Below are 14,273 nucleotides of genomic sequence, written 5' to 3'. Positions count from 1 at the left end.
AACGCTCACTTCAGTGGGCGTTTTTTTTGTTTGGAGAGCGCTTAGAGTGGTGGATAGAGCGTAGAAAGTGAAGGGTAGAACAGAAAAAGAGGTGGATAGAAAGCTCAAAGTGAAGGATAGGCTCCATCGGGGTGGATAGAATGTGCAAAGTGATGGATAGAACAGAAAAAGAGGTGGATAGACTGCTCAAAGTGAAGGATAGGCTCCATCGAAGTGGATAGAATGCATAAATTGAAGGATAGAACAGAAAAAGAGGTGGATAGAAAGCTCAAAGTGAAGGATAGGCTCCATCGAAGTGGATAGAATGTGCAAAGTGAAGGATAGAACAGAAAAAGTAGTGGATAGAACGTGCAAAGTGATGGATAAAACAGAAAAAGAGGTGGATAGACTGCTCGAAGTATCAGATAGCACGATTAAAATAGTAAAACGTACTTAGAGAATCGAAAAATAAACACTGTTTACTTTTTAAATTTAAGATGATAAAATATTCTTAAAATTTAGAAAAGGAGTGTGTGTATTGGTGCATGTTGGAGAAAAAACATATAGTTTTCGAGAATTTATTGACAAAAGAGATGCTATGAATGATTTAGATAATCCTTTTTTATTACAAGTTTTGCAACAGTTTTGTCATGAAACATGGGATGAGATGCTGCCGAGACTGGAGCCTTTTGTGAAAAAACTATCATCGGACTGGCGTGCAATAGCTGCTGAAAGTGCACGTCCGGAAAATCAGCCTAAAATAAGACATTACAATGCATATAATGAGCGCATTGATCGCATTATTCGTTCAAACCAGATGCAACAAATGGAGAAAGACATATTTGGACAGGGTCTATTTTCTAAGGAACAGTTGAAAAATGAAGGGATCATTAAGCGCTTTTTTTTACATGGTAATGGAGAAGCTGGTATTACTTGTCCACTAGCATGTACAGACGGACTGGTTGCTTTAATCGATCATTTCAAGGAGGAGGTTCCTGATGAAGTAAAGCGTATATTTGAGCATGTGACAGAAGGCTATGAGGGACATTTTGGCATCGGTGCACAGTATATGTCAGAGATTCAAGGGGGATCAAACATTCCAGCGAATGTACTAATGGCTAAGCCTGAGGGCGATCATTATCGGTTATTTGGCAATAAATTTTTCTGCTCAGCGGTGCATGCCGATTATGCTGTAGTGACTGCGCGCATCGAGCACACTGATGATATTGCGGTGTTTATTGTACCTACTTGGCTTCAAGGGAATAAGGAAAAAGAGAAAAGAAATCATCACGTGATCAATCGTTTGAAATGGAAAATTGGTACTGCAGAGTTACCATCAGCAGAAATCGATTATCAAGGAGCTATTGCTTATCGCGTAGGCCCACAAAATAGAGGTGTTGCTCTTGCTGTTAGTATTGTTTTAACCCGCTCAAGGTTGGATATTGGATTTGCTAGTGGTGCTTTTTTAATGAGAGCAGCACAAGAAGCTAAGCTATACGCAAGCTTTAGATCAGTATTTGATCGGCGCATTGATGAATTTCCAATGGCTGCAGCACAGCTTGAGGATTTAGAATATGCTGCTAAACGTATTGTAGGCTCAGCCTTTCATATTTACCAAGCGTTTCTTCAAACACAACAAGAACCTAATACTCTTGAAGCGTTCGTTGTGCGTGAATTAATTTTATTGCAAAAAATTTATGCTTCTAAAGAAGCTGTAGATAAGCTAAGGTTGGCTATTTCTATTTTTGGTGGACATGGGGCGATTGAAGATTTTTCAGTCATTCCAAGATTGTTTAGAGATAGTCTAGTGAATGAATTATGGGAGGGGCCAAGAAATGTTTTATTATCTCAGATATATAGAGATCTTGTGAAGATGAGACCGCAAATTTCTATTTATGATTTAATTGCTAGTATTCTTGTAGATAGCTCGGAGAAGGAAGTAAAGCGGTTTGCAGAGCAAATTGAACAATTAATGCAGGTGAATTTAACCGCGTTACCAAACTTTGAAAATCGACAAGCAGCAAGGAAATGGGAACAAATCTGGGAAGAGATATTTACCTTATTCCAGGAGCAAACGATAAAGGATATAAAGGATTTACCAATTGCACTAGATTAATATGTGGACAAAAATTGTTTAGGGGTGACAATTATGAACATTAATATTGGTAAGTTATTACAGGATCGTGCAGTTTTAATGGGGGAGAAGGAGGCTTTTATTCACAAAGACAAGCGGTGGACATTTCAACAAATGAATGTGAGGGCCAATGGCTTTGCTCATTTTTTAAAGAAGCAAGGTTTTGCTAAAGGGGATCGTCTAGCGATTTTATCCAAAAACAATGAGGATTTCATTGCAGTGTTAATGGGAGCAGCGAAAATTGGTGTCATCACCGTTGTTTTAAATTGGCGTCTACAAGTGCCGGAGCTTCAATATATTGTGGAGAATAGTAAAGTAAAACTCATTGTTTATGATGTTGATTTTGCGTCAATGATGCAAGCATTACAAGTACAAGGTGTCAATACTGACATTCTATCACATGCAACTGTCCCTTCCTTGCAAGCTATTTTTGAAGAGAACAGTCAAGAACCTGTTTATGATGCAAGTAATGATGACGTAGCGCTTATTATGTATACATCGGGTACAACAGGTAAGCCAAAGGGAGCGATGATTTCCCATAATAATTTATTGGCTGCTGGGATGGGGTTATCGCAAACCATCGATTGGTGGGAGGATGATCGTTTTTTAATGGTGGCACCATTTTTTCACATAGGTGGCATCGCTCCGCTCATCACAAATATTCTGTGTGGTTGTACAATGGTACTCATGGAAGCGTTTGAACCTATGGCAGCTTGGAAAATTGTCGAACAAGAAAAGATTACGACCATGATGACAGTACCAACAATGTTAGCATACTTATTAAAAACGTATGAGGTTGCTAACGCTGACTCATCTTCTATTCGTAACATTACCTGTGGTGCTTCATCTGTGCCTGTGCCACTTATTTTAGGATTTCGTCAACTAGGTATTCCGATTCAGCAGGTATATGGTATTACGGAATACACAGGGGCAGTGACAATGTGGAAGGAGCAGATGAATAAAGATAAGTATGATTCTATGGGCAAATCGATGATGCATGGTGAAATAGCCGTAGTTGATGTGAAATCAGGCGAAGTGTTACCTGCAGGTGAGGTAGGAGAAATCCGCTTACGTGGCCCACAAGTGTTTGTTGGCTATTTCGAAAATAGGGAAGCGACAAAGCAAGTATTAAAGAATGGTTGGTACCATACTGGAGATGTTGGTTATATAGATCGTGATGGCTACTTATATGTTGTTGATCGAATAAAAGATATGATTATTAGTGGCGGAGAAAATATTTATTCTGCAGAATTAGAATTAGCTCTTGCCAACCATCCAGCTGTTGCTGATGTAGCGGTGATTGGCATGCCGGATGAAAAGTGGGGCGAGATTCCAAAAGCTTATATAGTGGTAAAACCAAACATATCGATAACAGAAGCGGACATAATGGCGTTTTGTAAAGAAAATTTAGCTTCTTATAAAGCAGTGAAAGAAGTAGAGTTTGTTGAACAGCTTCCTCGCAATGCTGTTGGAAAATTACTCAAGCATCAGTTAAAGCAGGTAGTCAAACAACCATAAAAAAATAAAAGGCAGGTATTATTTTTCCTGCCTTTTTATTGTATGGACCAAAAGACTTGTTAGTTGCTTAATATGTTGCAAATTGGAGTCTGATGAACGACCAGGTAAATTTTTATAGGTAATTAATAGGCCATTTAACGATGCGAAAAAAAGTTGAACAGTATGTTTAAGATGGTCATCAGGGAGATGTTGTCTTAAAGCTTCTCTGAAAAGTGAAAATAACTCATCGATTATGTCATGTAGCTCTTGTGAGACATTGCCATGTTGTTCGTTTTCTAGCATGAAATAGGTCATCATATGATATAAATTATCGTGCATATACATGTATTCTATATATTTTGTTGCCAGTAATTCGAGTTGATGATCTTGTCCCTCGACGGTTTGGTGCAATACGTTTAAAAGGCTGGAGCTTTCAATTTTAAATGCCGTCATAAATAAATGTTGTTGATCATCAAAATATTGATAGATTAGACCTGGAGAAACGTTTGCATGTTTAGCGATAGCCCGCATGCTCACCTCAGCAAATGACTTTGAACTAAATAATTCGATAGCGGCATTAATAATATTTTCTCTATTGATCGTTTTCTTCTGTTGTCGTTTGGATACATGCTGAACCTCTTTTGTCTCCATAAGTATTGCTCCTTTACACTTTATATAAATAAGATTCTATAAAAAACATCAGATATTGACAATCAAATTACGTGATACTCAGTGTAATAAAATTGTATTTTTTAAGATAAATGGATTTTTTTGTGTTAGCAGGGAGGTAAGCAAGCCCAGTAAACACGCAACTGTAAGAGCGTTAAAAACTTTTCATCATTGTTAGTTAGAAATTTTTACAAATGACTGGCAGGTAGTCATACATTGCTTTTGCTGACTGTCAATATATGTTTATTTCTTTATGTGTTAGCATTTCGGAAAACATGTAAAGAAAAATTCCGTTGTTGTTATCTATTCGCAAAAATGACTCGCCATTCATTATATGCTACACTTTTTTGTACAAGGGGCAAAGGGGGAAGAGGATGTTTACACGTGAGAAAAGTATAGAGATTGAACAGCATCGTGATGTACGATGTGCACATGGTAAAGTAGCAGTTCAGGGGATTGGCATGAGTGTGTACAGTTTTTTTGTGGATGGGTTACTGATTGATACAGGCTCCTATTCGCTGTCGCAGGAATTCCAATCCTTTTTTAATGAAATACCGATAGAGCAATTGGCCTTAACGCATTCTCATGAGGATCATGTAGGCAATGCTGCATGGATTCAACACCATCATAAAAATGTACCTATCTATATACACCGAGATTCAGTCAGCATTTGTGCAGTGGATGGAGATTATCCGCTTTATCGTCAGGCACTGTGGGGGGAACGACCGGCGTTTGTTGCCCAAGCAATTGGCGATACTATTCAAACGAAATCAGCTACATGGGATGTCATTGAAACACCTGGGCATACAACAGATCATTTGTCGTTTTACAATCGGGAAACAGGTGCTATGTTTACAGGAGATTTGTTTATCCAGCCAAAGACGAAGGTTGTGCTTGATGAAGAAAACATCGTACATACCTTGGCGTCTTTGAGGAAAATAGTCAACTACGATTTCGATGTCGTCTATTGCTGTCATGCGGGCTTTATAGCAGATGGGCGAACAAAAATACAGGAAAAAATTGCTTATTTAGAAGACATGGAGGGAAAAGTAAAGCAATTGTTTATGCAAGGTTATACGATTGAAGAAATGACCAAAACAATTTTTCCTCGTGATTATCCGATTACGAAAGTATCTGGGGAACAATGGTCTTCCAAGCATATTATCACGGCTTTTATCCATCACTTTACGCAGGAGTCCTTAACATAAGGGCTCTTTTTTTGTTGGTTAGCTGTGACTTACATAAATACTTTGAGATACATAATAAAAAACTTTGTGAAAAAATGTGAATAAATTGTGACAAACTCAATTAAGACAATGGATGCGCTTACATAAGTTTGTGAAAAAATTCTCATTTACATAAGAAAAATACTATGTGAAAAGATGAACAGGTGAAAAGGCTACAGTTGTACATTTTATGCGACGTAATATAGAACATTAATTATCTCAAAATAATTGATTGTGAAATGTTTAATTTGACAGAAAAATATATTTAAAGTCATTAAATACTGTATTTTTGAAGGATAAAATAAATTGACAGAAAATTTATTGACTATGTTTTCACAAAGTATTATGATTCTGAAATATAATGAAAAACAAAGGGAAAAGGATGGGATGGAATGGACGTAATGAAAAAAGCATTAGAAATGCATGCACACTATAGCGGAAAATTAGAGGTTATTTCGAAGGTGCCAGTACAGGATTCTTATGATCTTAGTTTGGCTTATTCACCTGGAGTAGCAGCTCCATGTGTGGAGATTGAAAAAAACCCATCACTTGTCTATGACTATACGATGAAAGGCAATATGGTAGCTGTTGTTTCGGATGGCACGGCAGTTTTAGGCTTAGGGGATATTGGACCTAAAGCGGCATTACCAGTAATGGAAGGGAAGGCGATTTTACTAAAGCGTTTTGCCAATGTTGATGCTTTTCCAATCTGTTTAGATACGAAAAATACGGATGAAATCGTCAGTATTGTGAAGGCGCTTGCCCCGACATTTGGTGCTGTGAACTTAGAGGATATTTCAGCGCCTAGATGCTTTGAAATTGAAGATCGCCTACGTCAGGAATGTGATATTCCAGTATTTCATGACGATCAGCATGGAACAGCGATTGTTGTAGGAGCAGCCATGATTAATGCCAACCGTATTGTGAAGAAGGATGTTGCAACGATGAAGGTTGTGATAAATGGTGCTGGTGCTGCGGGGATTGCGATTTTACGAATTCTTGTACAAATGGGCTACAAAAATATTTATATGTGCGATACAAAAGGCATTATTTATGAGGGACGTACAGAAGGGATGAATCCGATTAAAGAAGCAGTAGCTCATTTAACTAATCCAGAAAAACTGCATGGCACACTGGAAGATGCGCTAACAGGTGCGGATGTCTTTATTGGGGTTTCTGTCGCAAATTTATTAACAGAGGCACACATTGCATCCATGAATGAAAATCCAGTCGTCTTTGCCCTAGCCAATCCAAATCCTGAAATTACCTATGAAAATGCTAAAGCTTGGGGTGTGCGTATTATGGGCACGGGTCGTTCAGATTATCCAAATCAAATTAATAATGTTCTAGCATTCCCTGGTATTTTCCGTGGGGCCTTAGATGTGCGAGCAACGGATATTAATGAGACGATGAAATTAGCGGCAGTTGAAGCCATTGCTTCTCTTGTAAGTGACGCCGAATTAACAGAGGAATATATTGTACCGAAATCTTTAGATGAGCGTGTTGTGGCAATCGTTTCACGAGCTGTAAGTGGCGCTGCTGTTGAATCGGGCGTATCGGAATTATTCCAACAAAGTACAGCTCTATCTGTCTAGTGAATAACCGCTTTCTAAAAATAGATAAAGAAAAGTGATAAACTTTTCTTTATCTGTTTTTTTGTGATTTAATGGCGAATATGCTCGAAAAATGTTGTTGTTTGATTTTTTATGTAATAAAATGAATATGAATAATGTAATAATTTACATTTTCTGTTTTAGAGGAATAACTACTTAATTTTTCAATTTTATTGTGAAAATTAGGTCTAAAGTACATATAAAATGAAAGAGGTGTTGGCCATATGAAATCATTATTTCAATTTCGATCCATTAAGGCGAAGCTGATTGCTTTCTCTTTGCTGCTTTTATTGATTCCCCTTATTATTCTTGGCTTTTCAAGCTATCAACAAAGTAAAGCAAATTTAGAGACTGTAGGAAAAGAGAATTTACGAAACAGTGTAGAAATGACCATTGCCATGATTGAGCAATTCAATCAACAGGTAGAGGCAGGTAATCTATCCTTAGAGGAAGCGCAAGAAAAAGTAAAGATTGCGATTTTAGGTGAGAAGGATAGCGAAGGAAAACGACCGATTAATAAAGAGATTAAGCTAGGCGATAACGGCTATATATTCGTCGTAGACCAAAAAGGGAACTCCATCGCACACCCTAATATAGAGGGCTCTAATGTCTGGGATGAGCAGGATGATAGTGGCTTTAAATATATGCAAGAAATCATTGCCGTTGGGAATGATGGTGGTGGCTTTGTAAGCTATGAATGGGCATTACCAAATACAGATCAATTGGAAGAAAAGGGTGTTTATACAGAAACAGACCCTTATTGGGGATGGGTTATTGGTGCGAGTACTTATTTAATGGATTTCAATAAACCAGCAGAAAGTATTTTAAAATTAACAATCATTGTGATTGCTATTGCGGTTATTGTGGGCATATTTGTGATTTGGCAATATGCAAGTAGTATGGCAAAACCGATTAACCGAGTGGCTCAAGCTATGGAACAGTTTGCGCAGGGTGATTTATCTCAAGACAGCATATCTATTCGATCAAAGGATGAAATAGGCAAGCTGGCAAATGCAATGAATCAAATGCAACAGAAATTGAAGGATATGATTCATAATATCGCGCAAGCTTCTGATTTGATTAATACTTCTAGTAAAGAACTGACACAATCAGCAAATGAAGTGAATATGGGAGCGGAGCAAGTGGCGATTACGATGCATGAATTAGCATCAGGTGCAGAAGGACAAGCTCATCATTCGAATGAATTAACATCCTTGATGGAACGCTTCACGGCGGATTTACAGGAAACGAATCAGCATGGTGCTCATATTCATCAATCCTCTGTGGAAGTATTAGCATTAACAAATGAAGGAAGTCAGCTAATGACATCCTCCAATTCTCAAATGGTGAAGATTGATAGCATTGTGCAAAATGCGGTAGAGAAAGTGAAAAATTTAGATGCCCAAGCTCAGGAAATTTCAAAGCTGGTCGTTGTTATTAAAGATATAGCAGATCAAACGAACCTGCTGGCTTTGAATGCTGCCATTGAAGCGGCTAGAGCTGGTGAGCAGGGCAAAGGATTTGCAGTGGTGGCAGATGAAGTACGCAAGCTGGCAGAACAAGTAGCGTTTTCAGTTAACGACATTACATCAATTGTCACGAACATTCAGCAGGATTTTGATGTTGTCACAACCTCTTTAGAGGATGGTTATCAAGAGGTTAAAGAAGGAACGAATCAAATAAAAGCTACTAGCGAAACGTTTAATACAATTAGTTATTCCATCAATGATGTAGTAGAAAGTGTTAAACTAATTTCAACGAATTTATCGAAGGTTACAGAAGACGGCCGTAAAATGAACAACTCGATTCAGGAGATTGCTGCGGTAGCAGAGGAATCTGCTGCAGGTGTTGAGCAGACAACGGCTACAACGGAAGAGACAAGTAGCTCTATGGATGATATGGCAGGAAAATCTGCCCAATTATCAGAGTTAGCCTTACAATTGAAAGCGTTGATTGCCCAATTCAAACTATAGCCAAAAATCTCCCGCTCTCTTCAGAGAGGGGAGATTTTTTTAAATCATACCAACACCGATAATGCCGATGAGAATGATAAAGAAAAGAACAAACAATACAACGAAAAGAATAATTCCTGGAATAAAAATAGTGAAGAAGGCCATCCAGTTAGAGATTTGATGTGCTTCGGCAACAACACCTACTGAAATAACAAAAGACCAGATACTAACAACGATGGTTACTAAAATAGTTGGCCAAAAAATCCACGGCAATGAACCGATAAAGTTTGGGTCTAATAAAGAATCTGGGGAAGTTATTAACCAAATTAAATAAAGTGGGATTAGTACAATAAATGGAATGGCTGTAAGGCTCAATCCTTTAAATAAGTCCGAATAAGTACCAGTTCCTTTGAATAATTTACCAAATAGCCATGAAATGAGGGCGGAAAAAGCCGTACCAATAATCCCAGCGATTGGCGCAAAAATAACACATAATAAGGCTAAAATCCATGGTGAGAGATTAGGGAATAATTCCGAATCAATCAGCCCTGACATAAGAGAGCCGATATAACCAATAGACAAAACCAAAATGGCAAAGCCAATCGATTTTTCATTAATCATATAACGAGCTGCTTGTTTTGGATGCATCCAAACTGCTAAAAACGGATTTAGTTTAGGCCTCTCTTCTTTCGGTGTCTCCGTATAGTTTTCCATTAAACTACCTCCAAAATTATAGAATAATTGCTTATTACAATAGTTAATATACGAGTGGTGGAAGGAAAAGTTTCGTCAAAAATAAAAAAAGAGCCGCAGCCGACTCTTTTTCATAATTGCTTCTATTATTCAGCTAACATCATTTTTTCAAGCTCTAACGGTTCAATATATTCTTCGCCTTTGTAAGCACGCATATTACCGCCAGAAATTTCATCAATTAATAAAATATCATTTGTTTTAGCATCACGACCGAATTCTAATTTAATGTCATACAGTGTTAAGCCTTTTTTAGCAAGCTCTGCCGCCACAAATTTTGAAATTTCAATTGTACGTTGTTTTAAAATGGCGTATTCTTCGTGAGTTAACAGGTTTAACATCGCTAAAGCATCTTCAGAAATAGGGGGGTCTAAACGATCATCATCTTTAATCGTTACTTCCACAAAAGAGTCCAGCTCCTGTCCTTCCTTTACATAAGCACCATAACGGCGTAGGAATGAACCGACTGCCTTGAAGCGGCAAATGACCTCTAAACCTTTCCCAAAAACAGTTGCTGGTTTCACGGTCATAGTGGCATCCTCAAAGTTTGCGTCAACATAGTGCGTAGGTACACCTTGTTGATTTAATTTCGAATAGAAATAAGAAGTTAAGCGCAAACCAGCTAAGCCCGCACCGTCAATCGTTAAACCAACAGTATTAGCACCTGGGTCAAACACACCATTTTCTCCTGTAACATCATCTTTAAATTTTAATAAATAATGGCCGTCTTCTAATTTGAACACATTTTTTGTTTTACCTGTATACAATAATTCCACAAAAAAACCTCCAATATTTCATAGTACTCCAAAATTATAACACGAATATTTCAAATGTTTAATAACAAAACGTTCGTTTAAAACGTTTATTTATATGTTTTATAACGAAATTTCTAATAAAAAATAAGATGATAACGAATGTTCGTTACCATCTTGCATGAAATTAAGAATATTCCCAATTCAAATGTTAGGAAACTGTTAAAAAAAAATGTTATTAATAGATACCTTCAGTAAGCATGCCATCTGCTACTTTGATAAAGCCAGCGATGTTTGCACCAACTACTAAGTTCCCTGGGAAGCCATATTTTTCAGCTGCTGCTTTACTATCTGTATAAATATTTTTCATAATTTGGTGAAGTTTCGCATCTACTTCTTCAAATGACCAAAATACGCGACTTGAATCTTGTGCCATTTCAAGAGCAGATACAGCAACTCCACCAGCATTCGCCGCTTTTGCAGGACCAAATAAAACCCCTGCATTTAGGAATTCATTGATGGCTTCAAGGTCTGATGGCATATTTGCACCTTCACCAATTGCTTTAACACCATTTGAAATTAATGTACGAGCTGACTCTCCGTTAATTTCATTTTGCGTAGCACATGGTAGGGCAATGTCACAAGGAATTGTCCAAATACCTGTACAACCTTCTGTAAAAGTAGCATTTGATCGGTAATTAACGTAAGTTGAAATACGGTCACCTTTAACTTCTTTGATTTCTTTAATAGCTTCTAGATCTAAGCCCTCTGGGTCAAAGATATAGCCTGAAGAATCCGAACAAGCAACCACTTTTGCACCATATTGTTGTGCTTTTTCAATCGCATAAGTAGAAACGTTACCAGAACCAGAAACAACTACTGTTTTTCCTTGGAATGAATCGTTCGCATCTTTTAGCATTTCATTAACAAAATAAACCGTGCCGTAACCTGTTGCTTCTTTACGTGCTAAAGAGCCACCATAGCCAGGCGTTTTACCCGTTAATACACCAGATTCATTTGCTTTTGTTAAACGTTTATATTGGCCCCATAAATAACCTACTTCACGAGCACCAACACCAATATCACCAGCAGGAACATCGACATCTGGACCAATATGACGGTATAATTCAGTCATGAATGCTTGGCAGAAACGCATAATTTCTGAGTCTGATTTGCCTTTCGGATCGAAGTTTGAACCGCCTTTACCACCACCGATTGGTTGCCCTGTTAAAGCATTTTTAAAGATTTGCTCAAAGCCTAGGAACTTAATGATGGATTCATTCACGGAAGGGTGGAAACGAAGACCGCCTTTGTAAGGTCCCATTACATTGCTGTATTGAACGCGATAACCACGATTTACCTGTACTTGGTTGTGATCATCTTGCCATGCTACACGGAAAGAAATAATGCGATCTGGCTCCACGATACGAGATAAAATATTGGCCTTGATATATTCAGGATGCTGTGTGAATACAGGTACTAATGAGATGAAAATTTCTTCAGCTGCTTGTAAAAATTCCGCTTGATGACTGTTCTGTTGTTTAAGTTGCTCAAATACGCCATCTACGTATTCTTTTGCTAATTGCTCGTTGCTAACAGTTGTCATTGTCATAGTTAAAACCCCCATTTAGTTGATAGGTGTATCGTATATCTATTTTTCAAACTATTCAATAAAATACTTTTTAAGTTTGTGAAAAATTGAGCAAGAGAGGTTACGAAAATAATATATTAAAATAATTTTATTTAAAGTGATTTATCTAATTATGAGAAAGGAATGATGCTTTATTGTGAAGGTTCTAATTGACGCAGATGCTTGTCCAGTCGTGGATTTGGCGCTATCTATATCATCTGAATTTGAGATTGAAACTATCTTGTTTTGCGATACATCCCATCGGGTGGAACGTGATAATGTAATAACAATTATTGTACCCAAAGGTCCAGATTCAGTTGATTTTACGCTAGTGAACGCGCTTTCAAAACACGATATTGTTATAACACAGGATTACGGATTAGCTGCAATGGTTTTAGCAAGAGGAGGCTATCCAATTGATCAAAATGGACGAGAAATGTCTGATGAAAATATCGAACGTTTGCTCGATATGCGTCATGTTGGTCAAAAAATTAGACGGGCAGGAGGAAGAACAAAGGGACCTAAAAAAAGGACACAAGAAAACAATAATTCGTTTGAAATGAAATTTCGACAAATTTGTGAACGAGCAATTTTAGCTCATAAAATGGAGGAATCTACAGGTGAAAAATGAACGTAAACGCGAACTATTTCAGCAATATCCACAGCTAAAGGAAATAGCAAATAAGGGCACTGTATTGTGGGAAAATACAAATTGGATGGAAAAACCAGAAACAAGACTCTTTACTATGGCCGAAGTCGAGGATGCGGAAAACACACTACAACGATTTTCTTCTTATTTAAAAGTGGCATTTCCTGAGCTCGTAGAAAGTGATGGCCTAATTGAATCCACGATTCAGGAGATTCCAGCGATGAAAAAGGCACTTGAACAAAAATACGGTGTGTCTATACCAGGTCACCTGCTATTAAAATGCGATCATGCGCTACCCATCTCAGGCTCAATCAAAGCACGAGGTGGGATTTATGAAGTATTAAAACATGCAGAAAGGCTAGCGATGGCAAGTGGAAGGCTCAAAGTAGAGGATGATTATGCACTTTTAGCAACAGAGGCATTCCAGTCGTTTTTCCAGCAATACACGATTGCAGTAGGCTCCACAGGTAATTTAGGTTTAAGTATCGGCATTATGGGCAAGAAGCTCGGCTTTAATGTCGTTGTACATATGTCGAGTGATGCTAAGGAATGGAAAAAAGCCTTGCTCCGAGAGAAGGGAGCTACTGTAATTGAATATGAGGCTGATTACAGTGTAGCCGTAGAACAGGGTCGACAAGAAGCTGAGCAAGATCCGATGTGTCATTTTATTGATGATGAAAATTCAAAGGATTTATTTGCAGGCTATGCAGTAGCCGCAAAACGATTAAAAGACCAGTTAGAAAAGAAGAATATTACAGTCAATGAAGAGCATCCATTGTTTATCTATTTACCATGTGGTGTCGGTGGAGGACCAGGGGGGGTGGCCTATGGATTACGGGAAATATTCGGCGAGCATGTGCATATTTTCTTTGCTGAGCCAGTCGCCTCTCCTTGTATGACGATTGGTCTAATGACTGGTTTACATGATGCCATTAGTGTGGAGGATATTGGCCTTGACAATAAAACAGAAGCAGACGGTCTAGCTGTTGGTCGTGCATCCAAGTTTGTTGGCAAAGTGATGGAAACCTATATAAGTGGCTGCTATACAGTGTCAGATCAAGAATTATTTACATCATTAGGGTTAGCTATGGACAGCGAAGCATTGTTTTTAGAACCATCGGCAAATGCCGGAATGTTTGGCGCTATCCGCTTACTCCAAAAAGGTTCGTCCTATTTCGAAAAGCACAACCTCGTCAGCCACCTATCGCAAGCCACACATCTTGTGTGGGCAACAGGTGGCAGTATGGTCCCTGCCACAATGCGTGCCGCTTATTTGGCGAAGAGCAGGGAGTTGGATTAAAGGCAGTGCTTTGTTTTTATTGGGGGGATGATGGTAGTAGATTCGCTCCATTTTGATGGAGGAAGTGGGAATGCCTGTAAAATGTACTGGACCCGCTCAAGAGGAGAGTCAAGTGCTCAAGA

12 protein-coding genes are annotated in these 14,273 nt (G+C 38.2%); 8 read left to right on the top strand and 4 right to left on the bottom strand.

Features of this window, described 5'->3' with window-relative positions:
* Nucleotides 1-313: 313 nt before the first annotated feature.
* The 3 genes from CRI88_RS22975 to menE all read left to right on the top strand — a co-directional run bounded on the left by CRI88_RS22975 (nt 314) and on the right by menE (nt 3,631).
* A complete protein-coding gene (locus CRI88_RS22975; protein WP_257982917.1) occupies nt 314-436 on the top strand; it encodes a hypothetical protein in 123 nt (40 codons plus the stop codon).
* Nucleotides 437-520: 84 nt separating this feature from the next.
* Nucleotides 521-2,095 (top strand): acyl-CoA dehydrogenase family protein, encoded by a 1,575-nt coding sequence (locus tag CRI88_RS16025; protein ID WP_244504899.1) that lies wholly within the window; start codon nt 521-523, stop codon nt 2,093-2,095.
* Between the two features lie 33 nt (nt 2,096-2,128).
* A complete protein-coding gene (gene menE, locus CRI88_RS16020) occupies nt 2,129-3,631 on the top strand; it encodes an o-succinylbenzoate--CoA ligase (RefSeq protein WP_089935016.1) in 1,503 nt (500 codons plus the stop codon).
* 18 nt (nt 3,632-3,649) lie between these two features.
* On the opposite strand, the gene CRI88_RS16015 is transcribed toward menE, so the two are convergent.
* Nucleotides 3,650-4,261: a TetR/AcrR family transcriptional regulator gene (locus CRI88_RS16015; protein ID WP_089935014.1), complete on the bottom strand. Its 612-nt coding sequence runs from the start codon at nt 4,259-4,261 to the stop codon at nt 3,650-3,652.
* Between the two features lie 392 nt (nt 4,262-4,653).
* Here CRI88_RS16015 and CRI88_RS16010 point away from each other — a divergent pair, with 392 nt between their 5' ends.
* The 3 genes from CRI88_RS16010 to CRI88_RS16000 all read left to right on the top strand — a co-directional run bounded on the left by CRI88_RS16010 (nt 4,654) and on the right by CRI88_RS16000 (nt 9,091).
* Nucleotides 4,654-5,487 carry an MBL fold metallo-hydrolase gene (locus CRI88_RS16010; RefSeq protein ID WP_058844659.1) on the top strand — a complete coding sequence of 278 codons (834 nt, stop codon included), beginning with the start codon at nt 4,654-4,656 and terminating at the stop codon, nt 5,485-5,487.
* Between the two features lie 410 nt (nt 5,488-5,897).
* Entirely contained in the window at nt 5,898-7,100 is a 1,203-nt protein-coding gene (locus CRI88_RS16005; RefSeq protein ID WP_036118266.1) for an NAD(P)-dependent malic enzyme, read from the top strand.
* Nucleotides 7,101-7,342: 242 nt separating this feature from the next.
* A complete protein-coding gene (locus CRI88_RS16000) occupies nt 7,343-9,091 on the top strand; it encodes a methyl-accepting chemotaxis protein (RefSeq protein ID WP_036118264.1) in 1,749 nt (582 codons plus the stop codon).
* Nucleotides 9,092-9,130: 39 nt separating this feature from the next.
* Here the strand turns inward: CRI88_RS16000 and CRI88_RS15995 are convergent, their stop codons facing one another.
* From CRI88_RS15995 to gdhA, 3 genes are all read right to left on the bottom strand, one after another.
* Entirely contained in the window at nt 9,131-9,784 is a 654-nt protein-coding gene (locus CRI88_RS15995) for a Yip1 family protein (RefSeq protein WP_036118261.1), read from the bottom strand.
* Nucleotides 9,785-9,909: 125 nt separating this feature from the next.
* The gene (locus tag CRI88_RS15990; RefSeq protein WP_058844661.1) at nt 9,910-10,596 is read right to left on the bottom strand and encodes a phosphoribosylaminoimidazolesuccinocarboxamide synthase; all 687 of its coding nucleotides are present in this window, start codon (nt 10,594-10,596) and stop codon (nt 9,910-9,912) included.
* Nucleotides 10,597-10,810: 214 nt separating this feature from the next.
* Nucleotides 10,811-12,184: an NADP-specific glutamate dehydrogenase gene (gene gdhA / locus CRI88_RS15985; RefSeq protein ID WP_058844662.1), complete on the bottom strand. Its 1,374-nt coding sequence runs from the start codon at nt 12,182-12,184 to the stop codon at nt 10,811-10,813.
* A 175-nt stretch (nt 12,185-12,359) separates the two neighbouring features.
* Between gdhA and CRI88_RS15980 the strand changes: the two genes are divergently transcribed.
* Both CRI88_RS15980 and CRI88_RS15975 read left to right on the top strand, forming a co-directional pair.
* Nucleotides 12,360-12,833 (top strand): YaiI/YqxD family protein, encoded by a 474-nt coding sequence (locus CRI88_RS15980; RefSeq protein WP_036118254.1) that lies wholly within the window; start codon nt 12,360-12,362, stop codon nt 12,831-12,833.
* Nucleotides 12,823-14,151, top strand: coding sequence for a D-serine ammonia-lyase (locus tag CRI88_RS15975; RefSeq protein ID WP_058844663.1), 1,329 nt, complete (start codon nt 12,823-12,825; stop codon nt 14,149-14,151). The genes CRI88_RS15980 and CRI88_RS15975 overlap by 11 nt, the downstream gene beginning before the upstream one ends.
* Nucleotides 14,152-14,273 lie beyond the last annotated feature (122 nt).

The organism is Lysinibacillus fusiformis, assembly GCF_002845985.1.
In the GTDB taxonomy this organism is placed as follows: domain Bacteria; phylum Bacillota; class Bacilli; order Bacillales_A; family Planococcaceae; genus Lysinibacillus; species Lysinibacillus fusiformis_D.
This window is presented reverse-complemented; position numbering and strand designations above follow the sequence as displayed.

What these genes read in the sequence shown, in the direction of transcription:
- menE (WP_089935016.1), top strand. Translation starts at nt 2,129, where the DNA reads ATGAACATTAATATTGGTAAGTTATTACAGGATCGTGCAGTTTTAATG.
- CRI88_RS16015 (WP_089935014.1), bottom strand. Translation starts at nt 4,261, where the DNA reads ATGGAGACAAAAGAGGTTCAGCATGTATCCAAACGACAACAGAAGAAA.
- CRI88_RS16010 (WP_058844659.1), top strand. Translation starts at nt 4,654, where the DNA reads ATGTTTACACGTGAGAAAAGTATAGAGATTGAACAGCATCGTGATGTA.
- CRI88_RS16005 (WP_036118266.1), top strand. Translation starts at nt 5,898, where the DNA reads ATGGACGTAATGAAAAAAGCATTAGAAATGCATGCACACTATAGCGGA.
- CRI88_RS16000 (WP_036118264.1), top strand. Translation starts at nt 7,343, where the DNA reads ATGAAATCATTATTTCAATTTCGATCCATTAAGGCGAAGCTGATTGCT.
- CRI88_RS15995 (WP_036118261.1), bottom strand. Translation starts at nt 9,784, where the DNA reads ATGGAAAACTATACGGAGACACCGAAAGAAGAGAGGCCTAAACTAAAT.
- gdhA (WP_058844662.1), bottom strand. Translation starts at nt 12,184, where the DNA reads ATGACAATGACAACTGTTAGCAACGAGCAATTAGCAAAAGAATACGTA.